This window comes from Streptococcus sp. 68, assembly GCF_013277415.1.
Taxonomy (GTDB): Bacteria; Bacillota; Bacilli; order Lactobacillales; family Streptococcaceae; genus Streptococcus.
Map to the genome: position 1 here is coordinate 27,921 of NZ_VMMX01000003.1, position 16,947 is coordinate 44,867.

Below are 16,947 nucleotides of genomic sequence, written 5' to 3' on the forward strand. Positions count from 1 at the left end.
TTTTCCTCCTATTGAACCAATTGAGTGAAGTATTCTTCTAGGTTTTGACGGGCATAGTAAATCTCGTCAATAGCAACATCTGACAAGGTTAATTCTTTGAGAATCTGTTTGACATCTTGTTCCTGACCAAAGATGTGGATTTCATTCTCAGGATTAACAACCTTAAACTGGAGCTGGATTTGTTCTTTCAATACTTGACAAGCTTTCTCTTGATCAGCTGTCTTAAGAACAATATAATCCTCACTTAGTGTTTCAAATTCAGCTTTGCTGATTTCACGGATAACCTTGCCTTGATCTAAAATACCAAAGCGATTAGCTAGGAGATAGAGTTCTGACAAGATATGGCTAGAGATGAGAATGGTGATCCCTTTCTCTTGATTGAGCCGTTGAATCATGAGTCGAAATTCTTTGATACCGATTGGGTCGAGACCGTTGATAGGTTCATCTAAAATCAGGAAGTCTGGTTTAGATAGAAGGGCAATGGCGATACCAAGTCTTTGTTTCATTCCAAGAGAGAAATCACGAAAGAATTTTTTACCTGTATCTGCCAAACCTACATAGTCCAGCGTTTCTCGAATGACTTGATCAGCATTTGGAATATGGCGAATCATACAGTAATATTTCAGATTTTGGTAGGCTGTTAAGTGATTATGGGCCACAGGTGATTCAATCACTGAACCTACTCGAGATAGAGCCTTGCTCCACTCATTTTCCGTTTGGCTAGAGAAGAGGGAAACAGTCCCTTTATCCGCAAACAGTAGTTGCGTAATGATTTTGATTAAGGTGGTTTTCCCAGCTCCGTTCTTCCCAATAAGTCCATAAATATCTCCCTCTCTTATCGTTAGATGAAGATCCTGAAGGATAGCTTGTTTGTCAAAGTTTTTGGACAATCCATGAATATCAAGTACTGTTTTCATGATTCTCTCCTTTTGATTTATTTTGATAATTTTAGTATAAAGCATAGAAATCAAAGAAAGCTCAAGCATTTCTAAAGAGTTTCTAAAGTTTTAGGAATTCTTAAATATCAAAACCCAGTTGATATGAACTGGGCTTCTTAATTATAAAATATATTTCTCAATGGCACGCGCAACGCCGTCTTCTTCGTTGCTGGCTGTAACGGCATCCGCAAGAGATTTGACATAATCGCTGGCATTTCCCATTGCAACACCAAGCCCTGCAAACTGGAGCATTTCGATATCGTTATTGGCATCGCCCATGGCCATGATTTCTGAGGAATCAATCTTCAAAATCTCTGCCAGTCGAGAAAGAGCGGTAGCCTTTGTCGTACCAAGTGGCATGGCTTCATAAATGACAGGCTGTGAACGAACTCCACTAAATCGTTGGCAGAGTTCCTCAGCAAAACGCTCTTCAAAATCGTCTGTTTGACTCTCTGTACCCAAAAACATACCTTGGAACATCCGGTACTTACCACTAGTCGCTTCCTCAAGAGAAATTTCAGTCAGGTCTGAAAAGACTAGTTTAGCATCATTTTCAATGACTTGATTGGGCTTGCCACCGAGGACAAAATAATGCTCCTCATCAAAAAGAGTCAACTGAACATCACTTTTTTCAGCTAGATCATAGAGGTACTCGATGTCTGCTGGGCTGAGTTCTTGCCAATCAACCAGACTCCAATCACTTGTCTGGTGAGTTGAACAACCATTGTTGACAATCACATACTCATTCTGGAGATCGAGTCCCAGTTTTTTGTAGTAGGGGAGGACACCGAAAAGCGGGCGCCCCGTACAGAGAACCAGTTTGACACCTTTTTCAATAGCTTGGTGAATAGCAGTAATGTGAGCTGGTGGGATTTCCTTGGCTTCATTGAGGAGGGTTCCGTCCATATCCAAGGCTAGTAGTTTAATCATAAGACTTCCTTCTTTATCTTTTGGTATTATTATAGCATATTTGGGAGAAGAAATTGATAGAAAGCTTGGGGCTAATTGATTTTACAGTTTAAGATGTTTTGATGACAATTCAAGATTTGAAGAGGAGATTTGGCCAAGATATGCTATACTAAACTTGTTATACAGTTAATATTCAATAATCTAGTCAAGGAAAGCAGAGAATTTAATATGAAAAAACGAGCTATTCAGATTTTACTAGCATTATCCTTAATTTTTTACAAATCAACTTGGTTTTGGGGGCTTTTCAATCACCTTGCAAAGCCTTATCTACCAGCAAGTCGTGAATTTTTTCAGATTCTGCTTTTGATGGAGAGTGGAGTTCTTTTATTAGCGGTCATCTATCTACTAGTTTTTGCAGGAAAGAAAACTTTTCATTTCAAGTGGCAGCTGAGGTATTTTATCTACCTTTTACTGGGTTACATCACTTTGTATATGTCGGACTTCTTCTTGTCTTATTTCATACCCTCGTCTTCAAATCAAATCTCTTTGAATGAAACGATAGAAATGATGGGGAGACAGGAATTACCCTATTTCTTGCTCATGGCTTGCTTCATCGGCCCTATTGCTGAGGAGTTGATTTATCGCGGTGTGCTTATGACAACCTTTTTCAAAAACTCGCCTTGGTACGGAGATGTCTTGCTTTCTGCTATTATTTTCGGTTATATTCATATCAATTTTGCTTTAACTCCTCTTGCTTTTTTCATTTATGCTAGTGGAGGGCTTATTTTGGCTCTATTGTATCGCATGACAAAAAATCTCTACTATCCAATACTAGTTCATATTCTCATCAATATCACTGCTTTCTGGAATGTGTGGTTACTCCTATTTTCAGGAAGTTAGCTTACTAAAACAATGTCGGAACTTTCCGGCATTTTCTTTTCGATATTGGAGTGGTGTGTATCCAGTTATTTTTTTGAATTGATTTTGAAAATAAGATTGGCTGGAGAAATGCAGATAGTGAAGATAGTTAAGAAGAATAGGCTGTTCTTTTTTCCTTTTTGGAAAACTTCTAAAATATGGTATAATGAAAAGATAAAGAAGTTGGGGGTAGAAGATGAACATTCAACAATTACGCTATGTTGTTGCCATTGCCAATAGTGGTACTTTCCGTGAAGCTGCTGAAAAGATGTATGTTAGTCAGCCGAGTCTGTCTATTTCTGTTCGTGATTTGGAAAAAGAGTTGGGCTTTAAGATTTTCCGTCGGACCAGCTCAGGGACTTTCTTGACCCGTCGAGGTATGGAATTCTATGAAAAAGCGCAAGAATTGGTTAAAGGATTTGATATTTTTCAAAATCAGTATGCCAATCCTGAAGAAGAAAAAGATGAATTTTCCATTGCTAGCCAGCACTATGACTTCTTGCCACCAACTATTACGGCTTTTTCAGAGCGTTATCCTGATTATAAGAACTTCCGTATTTTTGAATCAACTACTGTTCAAATCTTAGACGAAGTAGCGCAAGGGCATAGTGAGATTGGGATTATCTACCTCAACAATCAAAATAAAAAGGGGATTATGCAGCGGGTTGAAAAGCTAGGTCTGGAGGTCATTGAGTTGATTCCCTTCCATACTCACATTTATCTCCGCGAGGGGCATCCTTTGGCTCAGAAAGAGGAATTGGTCATGGAGGATTTAGCGGATTTACCGACAGTTCGTTTTACTCAAGAGAAAGACGAGTACCTTTATTATTCAGAGAACTTTGTCGACACCAGCGCTAGCTCACAGATGTTTAATGTGACAGACCGTGCTACCTTGAATGGTATTTTGGAGCGGACGGATGCCTATGCGACAGGTTCTGGATTTTTAGATAGTGACAGTGTTAATGGCATCACAGTTATTCGTCTCGAGGATAACCTAGATAATCGCATGGTCTATGTTAAACGTGAAGAAGTGGAGCTGAGTCAGGCTGGAACTCTTTTCGTAGAAGTCATGCAAGAATATTTTGATCAAAAGAGGAAATCATGAAAAAAAGAGGAATAGTGGCAGTCATTGTACTGCTTTTGATTGGTCTAGATCAGTTGGTTAAATCCTATATCGTCCAACAGATTCCACTGGGTGAAGTTCGTTCTTGGATTCCCAATTTCGTTAGCTTGACCTACCTGCAAAATCGAGGAGCAGCCTTTTCTATCTTACAAGATCAGCAGTTGTTATTTGCTATCATTACTCTGGTCGTCGTGGTAGGTGCCATTTGGTATCTACATAAACACATGGAGGACTCACTCTGGATGGTCTTGGGTTTGACCTTGATTATTGCAGGTGGTCTTGGAAACTTTATTGACAGGGTGAGTCAGGGCTTTGTTGTGGATATGTTTCACCTTGACTTTATCAATTTTGCAATTTTCAATGTGGCAGATAGCTATCTGACTGTTGGAGTGATTATTTTATTGATTGCAATGCTAAAAGAGGAAATAAATGGAAATTAAAATTGAAACTGGTGGCCTGCGTTTGGATAAGGCTTTGTCGGATTTGACAGAATTATCACGCAGTCTCGCGAATGAACAAATCAAATCAGGCCAGGTCTTGGTCAATGGCCAAGTCAAGAAAGCTAAATACACAGTTCAAGAGGGTGATGTTGTCACCTATCATGTGCCAGAACCAGAGGTCTTAGAGTATGTGGCTGAGAATCTTCCGCTAGAAATCATCTACCAAGATGAGGATGTGGCCGTTGTTAATAAACCTCAGGGGATGGTTGTGCATCCGAGTGCTGGTCATACTAGTGGAACTCTGGTAAATGCCCTTATGTATCATATTAAGGACTTGTCGGGTATCAATGGGGTTCTGCGTCCAGGAATCGTTCATCGTATTGATAAGGATACGTCAGGTCTTCTTATGATTGCTAAAAACGATGAGGCGCATCTAGCACTTGCTCAAGAACTTAAGGATAAAAAGTCTTTACGCAAATATTGGGCGATTGTTCATGGAAATCTACCCAATGATCGCGGTGTGATTGAAGCGCCGATTGGCCGTAGTGAAAAAGACCGTAAGAAACAGGCTGTGACTGCTAAAGGTAAGCCTGCAGTGACTCGTTTCCACGTCTTGGAACGCTTTGGTGATTACAGCTTGGTAGAGTTGCAGCTAGAGACAGGACGCACTCATCAAATCCGTGTTCACATGGCTTACATTGGACATCCAGTCGCTGGGGATGAAGTCTATGGTCCACGTAAGACTCTGAAAGGACATGGGCAATTTCTTCATGCCAAGACTTTAGGTTTTACTCATCCGAGAACAGGTGAGATTTTGGAATTTACAGCAGATATCCCAGAGATTTTTAAGGAAACCTTAGAGAGATTGAGGAAGTAAGAATGAAGTGTAAAAAGAAGTCCAGTATAATTATGGTAACTGCAATCTTAATCATAATATATATATATATATATATATATATATATATATAATGGGTTAACGCTAGAAAAATATTTTGGCTTTTCCAGTAATAAAATACATTTTGTTAATGTACTGACTGCAGGAAGTGATGCTATTATTTTGGAAAGTAATGGTCATTTTGCCATGATTGATGTAGGAGAAGATTATGATTTTCCTGATGGTAGTAATCCTAAATATCCTTTGAGACCAGGAATCGGTACTTCTTATAAGCATGTAATGACCGATAGAGTATTCCGTCATTTGAAGGAATTGGGTGCCCGAAAACTTGATTTTATTTTGGTAACCCATACCCACAGTGACCATATTGGAAATATGGATGAAATATTAGATAAATACCCTGTTGATCGTATTTATATGAAAAGATATGATGATAGTCGTATAACTGATAAAAATCGTTTGTGGGATAATCTCTACGGATATGATAATGCGATTAAAGCTGCAAATCGTAATGGGGTGAAATTGATTCAAGATATTTCAAATGAAGAATCCCGTTTTACAATGGGAGACATGGATATTCAGCTCTATAATTATGAAAATGAATATGATGAGAATGGAAATCTTAAACCTGTTTGGGACGATAATTCCAATTCCTTGATTAGTGTAGTCAAAGTCAATGGCAAGAAAATTTACCTTGGGGGCGACTTAGATAATGTTCATGGAGCAGAAGACAAGTATGGTCCTCTTATTGGAAAAGTTGATTTGATGAAGTTTAATCATCATAAGGATACCGAAAAATCAAATACAAAAAACTTTATATTAAATCTATCTCCAGAAATCATAGTGCAGACAAGTGATGCTGTTCCAGGTTTTTATGATAGTCCTATTGTAGACAACCCTGAATATATAGCATGGTTAGATAGTTTAAGGATAAAGCGAATAAATGCAGCTAGTACAGAATATGATGCAACTGTTTTTGATATTAGACAAAATGGCATAGTTGATATAAGTAAACAATATAAAAAAATACCATCGTTTGTTTCGGGATGGCATCAGAAATCTAATGGCGATTGGTGGTACCAAGCACCAGATTCTACAGGAAATTATTCTATCGGTTGGAACGAAATTGATGGAAAAAGATATTATTTTAATCAAAAAGGAATTCTAATAGAGCAATAATGAAAAAGAAATTGATTAGTTTAGCACTTGCAGGCGCTTTTTTAGGCTTGTCATGGTATGGAAATGTTCAAGCTCAAGAAAGTTCAGGAAATAAAATCCACTTTATAAATGTTCAAGAAGGTGGCAGTGATGCGATTATTCTTGAAAGCAATGGACATTTTGCCATGATTGATACAGGAGAAGATTATGATTTCCCAGATGGAAGTGATTCTCGCTATCCATGGAGAGAAGGAATTGAAACGTCTTATAAGCATGTTCTAACAGACCGTGTCTTTCGTCGTTTGAAGGAATTGGGTGTTCAAAAACTTGATTTTATTTTGGTGACCCATACCCATAGTGATCATATTGGAAATGTTGATGAATTACTGCAAACCTATCCAGTTGACCGAGTCTATCTTAAGAAATATAGTGATAATCGTATTACTAATTCTGAACGTCTATGGGATAATCTGTATGGCTATGATAAGGTTTTACAGACTGCTGCAGAAAAAGGTGTTTCAGTTATTCAAAACATCACACAAGGAGATGCTCATTTTCAGTTTGGAGACATGGATATTCAGCTCTATAATTATGAAAATGAAACAGATTCGTCGGGTGAATTAAAGAAAATTTGGGATGACAATTCCAATTCCTTGATTAGTGTAGTGAAAGTCAATGGCAAGAAAATTTACCTTGGGGGCGACTTAGATAATGTTCATGGAGCAGAAGACAAGTATGGTCCTCTCATTGGAAAAGTTGATTTGATGAAGTTTAACCATCACCGTGATACCAATAAATCAAACACCAAGGATTTCATTAAAAATTTGAGTCCGAGTTTGATTGTTCAAACCTCGGATAGTTTACCTTGGAAAAATGGTGTTGATAGTGAGTATGTCAATTGGCTTAAAGAACGAGGAATTGAGAGAATTAACGCAGCCAGCAAAGACTATGATGCAACAGTTTTTGATATTCGACAAGACGGTTTAGTAAACATTTCAACTTCCTACAAGCCGATTCCAAGTTTTCAAGCTGGTTGGCATAAGAGTGCATATGGGAACTGGTGGTATCAAGCGCCTGATTCTACAGGAGAGTATACTGTCGGTTGGAATGAAATCGAAGGTGAATGGTATTACTTTAACCAAACGGGTATCTTGTTACAGAATCAATGGAAAAAATGGAACAATCATTGGTTCTATTTGACAGACTCTGGTGCTGCTGCTAAAAATTGGAAGAAAATTGATGGAATCTGGTATTATTTCAACAAAGAAAATCAGATGGAAATTGGTTGGGTAAATACTGGAGGTCAGTCCTATTATTTATCAAAGGATGGCTCTATGAAGACAGGCTGGCTTCAATATAAGGGGCAATGGTATTACTTTGCTCAATCAGGAGAAATGAAAACGGGTTGGGTAAAAGATAAAGAAACCTGGTACTATATGGATTCTACTGGTATCATGAAGACAGGCGAGATAGAAGTTGCTGGTCATCATTATTATCTGGAAGATTCAGGAGCTATGAAGCAAGGTTGGCTTAAAAAGGCAAATGATTGGTATTTCTACAAGGAAGACGGTTCACGAGCTGTGGGTTGGATCAAGGACAAGGATAAATGGTACTTCTTGAAAGAAAATGGTCAATTACTTGTGAACGGTAAGACACCAGAAGGTTATACTGTTGATTCAAGTGGTGCCTGGTTAGTGGATATTCCAGTAGAGAAATCCGCTACAATTAAAGTTACAAGTAATTCAGAAACAAAAGAATCCAGTGAAGTAGTGAAAAAAGATCTTGAAAATAAAGAAACGAGTCAACATGAAAGTATTACAAGTTCTTCAACTTCACAAAGCTCTGAAATGAGTTCAAACAAATCGGAATCAGAACAGTAGTAAAAAAGAAGGTTTTAGGGCCTTCTTTTTCCTATCAACTCTTTTCTATTTCCTGCCATTCATGTTATAATGGATAAATATGAAGAATCGGAGTGAAACTATGAAATACAAACGGATTGTCTTTAAGGTGGGGACTTCTTCTCTGACAAATGAGGATGGAAGTTTATCACGTAGTAAGGTAAAGGCTATTACCCAGCAGTTGGCTATGTTGCACGAGGCGGGTCATGAATTGATTTTGGTGTCGTCGGGTGCCATTGCTGCTGGTTTTGGAGCCTTAGGATTTAAAAAGCGTCCGACTAAGATTGCTGATAAGCAGGCTTCAGCAGCGGTAGGGCAAGGGCTTTTGTTGGAAGAATACACGACCAATCTTCTCTTGCGCCAAATCGTTTCTGCACAAATCTTGCTGACCCAGGATGACTTTGTAGATAAGCGTCGTTATAAAAATGCCCATCAGGCTTTGTCAGTTCTACTTAGCCGTGGCGCGATTCCTATCATCAATGAGAATGACAGTGTCGTTATTGATGAGCTCAAGGTTGGGGACAATGATACTCTAAGTGCTCAGGTAGCAGCCATGGTCCAAGCAGACCTTTTGGTCCTCTTGACAGACGTAGATGGTCTCTATACAGGAAATCCTAATTCAGATCCAAGAGCCAAACGCTTGGAGCGAATCGAGACCATCAATCGTGAGATTATTGATATGGCCGGTGGAGCAGGTTCGTCTAATGGTACAGGTGGTATGTTAACCAAAATCAAAGCTGCAACTATCGCGACAGAATCAGGGGTTCCTGTTTATATCTGCTCATCTTTGAAGGTGGATGCCATGATTGAGGCAGCTGAGGAGACCAAGGATGGTTCCTACTTTGTTGCTCAAGAGAAGGGACTTCGTACCCAGAAACAATGGCTGGCTTTCTATGCTCAGAGCCAAGGTTCTATTTGGGTTGATAAAGGGGCTGCGGAAGCTCTCTCTCAACATGGAAAGAGTCTCCTTTTATCTGGTATTGTTGAAGCAGAAGGAGCCTTTTCTTACGGTGATATCGTGACAGTATTTGACAAGGAAAGTGGAAAATCACTTGGAAAAGGGCGCGTGCAATTTGGAGCATCTGCTTTGGAGGATATGTTGCGTTCTCAAAAAGCCAAGGGTGTCTTGATTCACCGTGACGACTGGATTTCCATTACGCCTGAAATCCAACTACTCTTTACAGAATTTTAGAGGTAAACTATGGTAAGTACACAAGAACAATTTGAACAGGTACAGGCTGTTAAAAAATCAATCAATACAGCTAGTGAAGACGTGAAAAACCAAGCCTTGCTAGCCATGGCTGATCACTTAGTAGCTGCTACAGAGGAAATTTTAGCAGCCAATGCACTCGATATGGCAGCGGCTAAGGGTAAAATATCCGATGTGATGCTGGATCGTCTTTATTTGGATGCAGGTCGTATAGAAGCGATGGCAACTGGTATTCGTGAAGTGGTTGCCTTACCAGATCCAATCGGTGAAGTTTTAGAAACAAGTCAGCTTGAAAATGGTTTGGTTATCACCAAGAAACGTGTGGCCATGGGTGTTATCGGTATAATCTATGAAAGCCGTCCAAATGTGACGTCTGATGCGGTTGCTTTGGCTCTTAAAAGTGGAAATGCAGTTGTTCTTCGTAGTGGTAAGGATGCCTATCAAACGGCCCATGCTATTGTCACAGCTTTGAAGAAGGGCTTGGAGACGACTACTATTCACCCAGATGTGATTCAACTGGTGGAAGATACCAGCCGAGAAAGTAGCTATGCCATGATGAAGGCCAAGGGATATCTAGACCTTCTCATTCCTCGTGGAGGAGCTGGTTTGATCAATGCAGTGGTTGAAAATGCTATTGTACCAGTCATCGAGACAGGAACTGGGATTGTCCATGTCTATGTGGATAAGGATGCAGATGAAGACAAGGCTCTGTCTATCATCAACAATGCCAAAACCAGTCGTCCTTCTGTCTGCAATGCCATGGAGGTTCTACTTGTTCATGAAGACAAAGCAGCAAGCTTCCTTCCTCGCTTGGAGCAAGTTCTAGTTGCAGAGCGTAAAGAAGCTGGACTGGAACCAATTCAATTCCGCTTGGATAGCAAAGCGAGCCAGTTTGTTTCAGGCCAAGTAGCTGAAGCACAAGACTTTGATACTGAGTTTTTAGACTATGTCCTAGCTGTTAAAGTTGTGAGCAGTTTAGAAGAAGCGGTTGCCCATATTGAAACCCACAGTACCCATCATTCGGATGCCATTGTAACGGAAAATGCTGAAGCTGCGGCTTACTTTACAGATCAAGTGGACTCTGCAGCGGTTTATGTCAATGCTTCAACTCGTTTCACAGATGGTGGTCAATTTGGTCTTGGATGTGAAATGGGGATTTCAACTCAGAAACTGCATGCGCGTGGTCCAATGGGCTTGAAAGAGTTGACTAGCTACAAGTATGTGGTTACTGGTGACGGACAGATAAGGGAGTAAGAGATGAAGATTGGATTTATCGGCTTGGGGAATATGGGTGCTAGCTTGGCCAAGTCTGTTTTGCAGGCTAAGACGGGTGATGACCTTCTCCTTGCTAATCGTAGCCAAGCCAAGGTAGATGCTTTCATTGCAGACTTTGGTGGTCAGGCTTCCAGCAATGACGAAATCTTTGCAGAAGCAGATGTGATTTTTCTAGGAGTTAAGCCTGCTCAGTTTTCTGAACTACTTTCTCAATACCAGACCATCCTTGAAAAAAGAGAAAATCTTCTTTTGATTTCTATGGCAGCTGGATTGACTTTAGAAAAACTAGCAAGTCTTATCCCAAGTCAACACCGAATTATTCGTATGATGCCAAATACCCCTGCTTCTATCGGACAAGGAGTGATTAGTTATGCCTTGTCTTCTAATTGCAGGGCTGAGGACGGTGAGCTATTTTGTCAACTTTTAACTAAGGCTGGTCTCTTGGTTGAACTTGGGGAAGGCTTAATCGATGCAGCGACAGGTCTTGCAGGCTGTGGACCGGCCTTTGTCTATCTCTTTATTGAGGCCTTGGCAGATGCAGGTGTTCAGACAGGATTACCACGAGAAACGGCATTGAAAATGGCAGCTCAAACCGTGGTAGGAGCTGGGCAATTGGTCCTAGAAAGCCAAGAGCATCCTGGAGTCTTAAAAGACCAAGTTTGCAGTCCAGGAGGTTCGACTATCGCTGGTGTAGCAAGCCTAGAAGCGCATGCTTTTCGAGGAACAGTCATGGATGCAGTTGGTCAAGCCTACAAGCGAACACAAGAACTAGGTAAATAAGAGGTGGATTTGTCTGCCTCTTTTATGGTGGTTGATACTCTTCGAAAATCTCTNNTGTTTTGAGCAACCTGCGGTTAGCTTCCTAGTTTGCTCTTTGATTTTCATTGAGTATGAAATGAGAAGACAAAAAGATTGTCACAAACCCCTATTTTTTTGATAGAATAGAAGTAGTAAAAAAGAAATGAGTTAGACATGTCAAAAGGATTTTTAGTCTCTCTTGAGGGACCGGAGGGAGCAGGAAAGACCAGTGTTTTAGAGGCTCTGCTACCAATTTTAGAGGAAAAAGGAGTAGAGGTGCTGACGACCCGTGAACCTGGCGGAGTCTTGATTGGGGAGAAGATTCGGGAAGTGATTTTGGACCCAAGTCATACTCAAATGGATGCCAAGACAGAACTTCTTCTCTATATTGCCAGTCGCAGACAGCACTTGGTGGAAAAAGTTCTTCCAGCACTTGAAGCTGGTAAGTTGGTCATTATGGATCGTTTCATCGATAGTTCTCTTGCCTATCAGGGATTTGGTCGTGGTTTGGACATTGAAGCCATTGACTGGCTTAACCAGTTTGCGACAGATGGCCTTAAACCTGATTTGACACTCTATTTTGACATCGAGGTGGAAGAAGGACTGGCTCGCATTGCTGCTAATAGCAATCGTGAGATCAATCGTTTGGACTTGGAAGGGTTGGAATTGCATAAAAAAGTTCGTCAAGGCTACCTTTCTCTTCTGGATAAAGAAGGAAATCGCATTGTCAAGATTGATGCCAGCCTTCCTTTGGAGCAAGTTGTGGAAACTACCAAGGCAGTTTTGTTTGAGAGAATGGACTTGGATAAATGAAACAAGATCAATTAAAGGCTTGGCAGCCAGACCAGTTTGACCGCTTTGTCCGTATCTTGGAGCAAAATCAGCTCAATCACGCCTATCTCTTTTCAGGTTTCTTTGGAAGCTTGGAAATGGCGCAATTTTTAGCTAAGAGCCTCTTTTGTACGGATAAAGTAGGCATTTTACCGTGTGATAAATGCCGAAATTGTAAGCTGATTGAACAGGGAGAATTTCCCGATGTCACTTTGATTAAGCCAGTCAATCAGGTCATCAAGACAGAACGCATTCGAGAATTGGTGGGGCAGTTTTCCCAAGCAGGGATTGAAAGCCAACAACAGGTCTTTATTATCGAGCAAGCTGAGAAAATGCATCCTAACGCAGCCAATTCTCTGCTCAAGGTCATCGAAGAACCCCAGAGTGAGGTTTATATTTTCTTCTTGACTAGCGATGAGGAAAAGATGTTGCCGACCATCCGTAGTCGAACGCAAATTTTTCACTTTAAAAAGCAAGAAGAGAAGCTCATCTTGCTCTTAGAACAAATGGGGTTGGTTAAGAAAAAAGCGACTCTCCTAGCTCAGTTTAGTCAATCACGAGCTGAAGCAGAAAAGTTGGCCAATCAGGCAAGTTTTTGGACTCTGGTCGATGAAAGTGAACGCCTGCTGACTTGGTCAGTAGCTAAGAAAAAAGAAAGTTATCTTCAAGTTGCCAAATTAGCTAGTTTGGCAGATGACAAGGAAAAACAAGATCAGATTTTACGGATTCTTGAAGTCCTCTGTGGGCAGGATCTCCTGCAAGCAAGAGTAAGAGTGATTCTACAAGATTTGCTAGAAGCTAGAAAAATGTGGCAAGCTAATGTCAGCTTTCAAAATGCCATGGAATATCTGGTCTTGAAAGAAATATAGACTCAAAAATGAATGATAAAGAAAGGAAAGGGCTGTTTTATGGACAAAAAAGAATTATTTGACGCGCTGGATGATTTTTCCCAACAGTTATTGGTAACCTTGGCCGATGTGGAAGCCATCAAGAAAAATCTCAAGAGCCTGGTAGAGGAAAATACAGCTCTTCGCTTGGAAAATAGTAAGTTGCGCGAACGCTTGGGTGAGGTGGAAGCAGATGCTCCTGTCAAGGCCAAGCATGTTCGCGAAAGTGTCCGTCGCATTTACCGGGATGGATTTCACGTATGTAATGATTTTTATGGACAACGTCGAGAGCAGGACGAGGAATGTATGTTCTGTGACGAGTTGTTATACAGGGAGTAGGCATGCAGATTCAAAAAAGTTTTAAGGGGCAGTCTCCCTACGGCAAGCTGTACCTAGTGGCAACGCCAATTGGCAATCTAGATGATATGACCTTTCGTGCTATCCAGACCTTGAAAGAAGTAGACTGGATTGCTGCTGAGGACACGCGCAATACAGGTCTTTTGCTCAAGCATTTTGACATTTCCACCAAGCAGATCAGTTTTCACGAGCACAATGCCAAGGAAAAGATTCCTGATTTGATTGGTTTCCTGAAAGCAGGACAAAGTATTGCTCAGGTTTCTGATGCGGGTCTGCCTAGCATCTCAGACCCTGGTCATGATTTGGTTAAGGCAGCCATTGAGGAAGAAATTGCGGTTGTGACTGTTCCAGGTGCCTCTGCAGGAATTTCTGCCTTGATTGCCAGTGGTTTAGCGCCACAGCCACATATCTTTTACGGCTTTTTACCCAGAAAATCAGGCCAGCAAAAGCAATTTTTCGACTCAAAAAAAGATTATCCTGAAACTCAGATTTTCTATGAATCTCCCCATCGTGTGTCAGATACGTTAGAAAATATGCTAGAAGTCTATGGTGACCGCTCGGTCGTTTTGGTCAGGGAATTGACTAAAATCTATGAAGAATACCAAAGAGGTACCATTTCTGAATTGCTGGAAAGCATCGCTGAAACGCCACTTAAGGGAGAATGCCTTCTCATTGTTGAAGGTGCCAGCCAAGATGTGGAGGAAAAAGATGAGGAGGATTTATTTTCAGAAATCCAAGCCCGTATCCAACATGGTATGAAGAAAAATCAAGCCATTAAGGAAGTCGCTAAGATTTACCAGTGGAATAAAAGCCAGCTATACGCTGCTTACCACGACTGGGAAGAAAATCAAGAAAATGACTAAACAGGGAAGTTTGCCTTCTTCCCTTTTTTTGCTATACTAGTAGAAGAAAAAAATAGAAAGATTTGTGGGAGTGAAAAAGTCCGGGGGACTTTTTCAGCCTGAGCCAAGAAATTCGAGAGCGAAGTAAGTCCTGTGGACTTTTTCAGCCTGAGCCAAGAAATTCGAGAGCGAAGTAAGTCCTGTGGACTTTTTCAGCCTGAGCCAGGAAATTCGAAAGCGAAGTAAGTCCTATTGGCTTTTTCAATGTGAACCTTATCTTCACACTCCCAAAGAGGTATTAGTGTCGTGTCTCAATCTTATATCAATGTTATCGGTGCTGGTTTGGCAGGTTCTGAAGCAGCCTACCAAATTGCAGAACGTGGTATTCCAGTTAAACTTTATGAAATGCGTGGTGTCAAGTCAACACCTCAACACAAAACAGACAATTTTGCAGAGTTAGTTTGTTCCAATTCTCTTCGTGGAGATGCTCTGACAAATGCAGTTGGTCTTCTCAAGGAAGAAATGCGTCGCTTGGGTTCTGTTATTTTGGAATCTGCTGAAGCTACACGTGTTCCTGCAGGTGGTGCCCTTGCGGTGGACCGTGATGGATTCTCCCATATGGTGACTGAGAAAGTTGCCAACCACCCTTTGATTGAAGTGGTTCGTGATGAAATTACAAAATTGCCGACAGATGTTATTACAGTTGTGGCGACTGGTCCCTTGACTAGCGATGCTCTAGCTGAAAAGATTCATGCTCTCAATGACGGCGATGGTTTCTATTTCTACGATGCAGCAGCGCCTATTATCGATGTCAACACTATCGATATGAGCAAGGTCTATCTCAAGTCTCGTTATGATAAGGGAGAAGCAGCCTATCTCAACGCGCCTATGACCAAGCAAGAGTTTATGGATTTCCATGAAGCCTTGGTCAATGCGGAAGAAGCACCGCTTAATTCTTTTGAGAAAGAAAAGTACTTTGAAGGTTGTATGCCAATCGAAGTCATGGCAAAACGAGGCATTAAAACTATGCTTTATGGTCCTATGAAACCAGTCGGTCTTGAGTATCCAGACGACTACACAGGACCTCGTGATGGAGAATTCAAAACACCTTATGCGGTGGTTCAGCTGCGTCAGGATAATGCGGCTGGTAGCCTATACAATATCGTCGGTTTCCAGACTCACCTCAAATGGGGAGAACAAAAGCGTGTCTTCCAAATGATTCCAGGTCTTGAAAATGCTGAGTTTGTTCGTTATGGTGTCATGCACCGCAATTCTTATATGGATTCACCAAACCTTCTTGAGCAAACCTATCGTTCCAAGAAACAGCCAAACCTCTTCTTTGCTGGTCAGATGACGGGTGTGGAAGGCTATGTAGAGTCAGCTGCTTCAGGCTTGGTTGCGGGAATTAACGCGGCTCGTCTCTTCAAGGGAGAAAGCGAGGCTATTTTCCCAGAAACAACAGCGATTGGAAGCTTAGCTCATTACATCACTCATGCAGATAGCAAACATTTCCAACCAATGAATGTCAATTTCGGTATTATCAAGGAGTTGGAAGGCGAGCGTATCCGTGATAAGAAGGCTCGTTATGAAAAAATTGCAGAGCGTGCTCTTTCTGACTTAGAGGAATTTTTAACGGTCTAATTTTTTTGAAAGAATTGCTCATGATACTATAAAAATCTTAGAAATTGTGATAAAATAGGTAGGATAAAAAAAGGAGAGTGAAAATGGCGAATCCCAAGTATAAACGTATTTTAATTAAGTTATCAGGTGAAGCCCTTGCCGGTGAACGTGGCGTAGGGATTGATATCCAAACAGTTCAAACAATCGCAAAAGAGATTCAAGAAGTTCATAGCTTAGGTATCGAAATTGCCCTTGTTATTGGTGGAGGAAATCTCTGGCGTGGTGAACCTGCAGCAGAAGCAGGTATGGACCGCGTTCAGGCAGATTACACAGGAATGCTTGGGACTGTTATGAATGCTCTTGTGATGGCAGATTCATTGCAACAAGTTGGGGTTGATACACGTGTGCAAACAGCTATTGCTATGCAACAAGTGGCAGAACCTTATGTCCGTGGACGTGCCCTTCGTCACCTTGAAAAAGGCCGTATCGTTATCTTTGGTGCTGGAATTGGTTCACCTTACTTCTCAACAGATACAACAGCGGCCCTTCGTGCGGCTGAAATCGAAGCGGATGCCATCCTTATGGCTAAAAATGGTGTCGACGGTGTTTACAATGCCGATCCTAAGAAGGACAAGACAGCTGTTAAGTTTGAAGAATTGACCCACCGAGATGTTATCAATAAAGGTCTCCGTATCATGGACTCAACAGCTTCAACCCTCTCAATGGATAACGACATTGACTTGGTTGTCTTCAACATGAACCAACCAGGCAACATCAAACGTGTCGTATTTGGTGAAAATATCGGAACAACAGTTTCAAATAATATCGAAGAAAAGGAATAAGAAAGA

General features: G+C 41.0%; 17 protein-coding genes and 1 pseudogene. 15 read left to right on the forward strand and 3 right to left on the reverse strand.

Annotation, left to right across the window (positions count from 1 at the left end):
* Positions 1-8: 8 nt before the first annotated feature.
* Together HT720_RS00925 and HT720_RS00930 are read right to left on the reverse strand one after the other, a co-directional pair.
* Positions 9-917, reverse strand: a complete 909-nt coding sequence (locus HT720_RS00925; protein ID WP_173274437.1) for an ABC transporter ATP-binding protein — start codon at positions 915-917, stop codon at positions 9-11.
* Between the two features lie 141 nt (positions 918-1,058).
* Positions 1,059-1,868, reverse strand: a complete 810-nt coding sequence (locus HT720_RS00930; RefSeq protein ID WP_173274438.1) for a Cof-type HAD-IIB family hydrolase — start codon at positions 1,866-1,868, stop codon at positions 1,059-1,061.
* A gap of 207 nt (positions 1,869-2,075) precedes the next feature.
* Between HT720_RS00930 and HT720_RS00935 the strand changes: the two genes are divergently transcribed.
* On the forward strand, positions 2,076-2,747 hold the full coding sequence (locus HT720_RS00935) for a CPBP family intramembrane glutamic endopeptidase (protein WP_173274439.1): 672 nt from the start codon (positions 2,076-2,078) through the stop codon (positions 2,745-2,747).
* Here the strand turns inward: HT720_RS00935 and HT720_RS00940 are convergent.
* The gene (locus HT720_RS00940) at positions 2,736-2,969 is read right to left on the reverse strand and encodes an AraC family transcriptional regulator (protein WP_173274440.1); all 234 of its coding nucleotides are present in this window, start codon (positions 2,967-2,969) and stop codon (positions 2,736-2,738) included. The two genes, HT720_RS00935 and HT720_RS00940, sit on opposite strands and share 12 nt — an antisense overlap.
* Between HT720_RS00940 and HT720_RS00945 the strand changes: the two genes are divergently transcribed.
* The 14 genes and pseudogenes from HT720_RS00945 to pyrH all read left to right on the forward strand — a co-directional run bounded on the left by HT720_RS00945 (position 2,962) and on the right by pyrH (position 16,941).
* Positions 2,962-3,870, forward strand: coding sequence for a LysR family transcriptional regulator (locus HT720_RS00945; protein WP_173274441.1), 909 nt, complete (start codon positions 2,962-2,964; stop codon positions 3,868-3,870). The two genes, HT720_RS00940 and HT720_RS00945, sit on opposite strands and share 8 nt — an antisense overlap.
* The gene (lspA, locus tag HT720_RS00950) at positions 3,867-4,328 is read left to right on the forward strand and encodes a signal peptidase II (protein ID WP_173274442.1); all 462 of its coding nucleotides are present in this window, start codon (positions 3,867-3,869) and stop codon (positions 4,326-4,328) included. The genes HT720_RS00945 and lspA overlap by 4 nt, the downstream gene beginning before the upstream one ends.
* Entirely contained in the window at positions 4,318-5,205 is an 888-nt protein-coding gene (locus HT720_RS00955; RefSeq protein WP_033680072.1) for an RluA family pseudouridine synthase, read from the forward strand. Before lspA ends, HT720_RS00955 begins: the two co-directional genes overlap by 11 nt.
* 123 nt (positions 5,206-5,328) lie before the next feature.
* Positions 5,329-6,396: pseudogene (locus HT720_RS00960) on the forward strand (MBL fold metallo-hydrolase); the annotation flags it as partial.
* A 5-nt stretch (positions 6,397-6,401) separates the two neighbouring features.
* Positions 6,402-8,261 carry a phosphorylcholine esterase CbpE gene (gene cbpE, locus HT720_RS00965; protein ID WP_173274443.1) on the forward strand — a complete coding sequence of 620 codons (1,860 nt, stop codon included), beginning with the start codon at positions 6,402-6,404 and terminating at the stop codon, positions 8,259-8,261.
* Positions 8,262-8,361: 100 nt separating this feature from the next.
* Positions 8,362-9,471 (forward strand): glutamate 5-kinase, encoded by a 1,110-nt coding sequence (gene proB, locus HT720_RS00970; protein WP_061759781.1) that lies wholly within the window; start codon positions 8,362-8,364, stop codon positions 9,469-9,471.
* A 9-nt stretch (positions 9,472-9,480) separates the two neighbouring features.
* A complete protein-coding gene (locus HT720_RS00975; RefSeq protein WP_173274444.1) occupies positions 9,481-10,743 on the forward strand; it encodes a glutamate-5-semialdehyde dehydrogenase in 1,263 nt (420 codons plus the stop codon).
* 3 nt (positions 10,744-10,746) lie between these two features.
* Positions 10,747-11,544 carry a pyrroline-5-carboxylate reductase gene (proC, locus tag HT720_RS00980; RefSeq protein ID WP_173274445.1) on the forward strand — a complete coding sequence of 266 codons (798 nt, stop codon included), beginning with the start codon at positions 10,747-10,749 and terminating at the stop codon, positions 11,542-11,544.
* A 192-nt stretch (positions 11,545-11,736) separates the two neighbouring features.
* Positions 11,737-12,375: a dTMP kinase gene (tmk, locus tag HT720_RS00985; protein ID WP_173274446.1), complete on the forward strand. Its 639-nt coding sequence runs from the start codon at positions 11,737-11,739 to the stop codon at positions 12,373-12,375.
* Positions 12,372-13,262, forward strand: coding sequence for a DNA polymerase III subunit delta' (locus tag HT720_RS00990; protein WP_173274447.1), 891 nt, complete (start codon positions 12,372-12,374; stop codon positions 13,260-13,262). Before tmk ends, HT720_RS00990 begins: the two co-directional genes overlap by 4 nt.
* Positions 13,263-13,301: 39 nt before the next feature.
* Positions 13,302-13,619, forward strand: a complete 318-nt coding sequence (yabA, locus tag HT720_RS00995; RefSeq protein WP_000358228.1) for a DNA replication initiation control protein YabA — start codon at positions 13,302-13,304, stop codon at positions 13,617-13,619.
* A gap of 2 nt (positions 13,620-13,621) precedes the next feature.
* Entirely contained in the window at positions 13,622-14,500 is an 879-nt protein-coding gene (gene rsmI, locus HT720_RS01000) for a 16S rRNA (cytidine(1402)-2'-O)-methyltransferase (protein ID WP_173274448.1), read from the forward strand.
* A gap of 285 nt (positions 14,501-14,785) precedes the next feature.
* Positions 14,786-16,120 carry a methylenetetrahydrofolate--tRNA-(uracil(54)-C(5))-methyltransferase (FADH(2)-oxidizing) TrmFO gene (trmFO, locus tag HT720_RS01005; RefSeq protein ID WP_173274449.1) on the forward strand — a complete coding sequence of 445 codons (1,335 nt, stop codon included), beginning with the start codon at positions 14,786-14,788 and terminating at the stop codon, positions 16,118-16,120.
* Between the two features lie 83 nt (positions 16,121-16,203).
* Positions 16,204-16,941, forward strand: a complete 738-nt coding sequence (gene pyrH / locus HT720_RS01010; protein WP_000002996.1) for a UMP kinase — start codon at positions 16,204-16,206, stop codon at positions 16,939-16,941.
* Positions 16,942-16,947 lie beyond the last annotated feature (6 nt).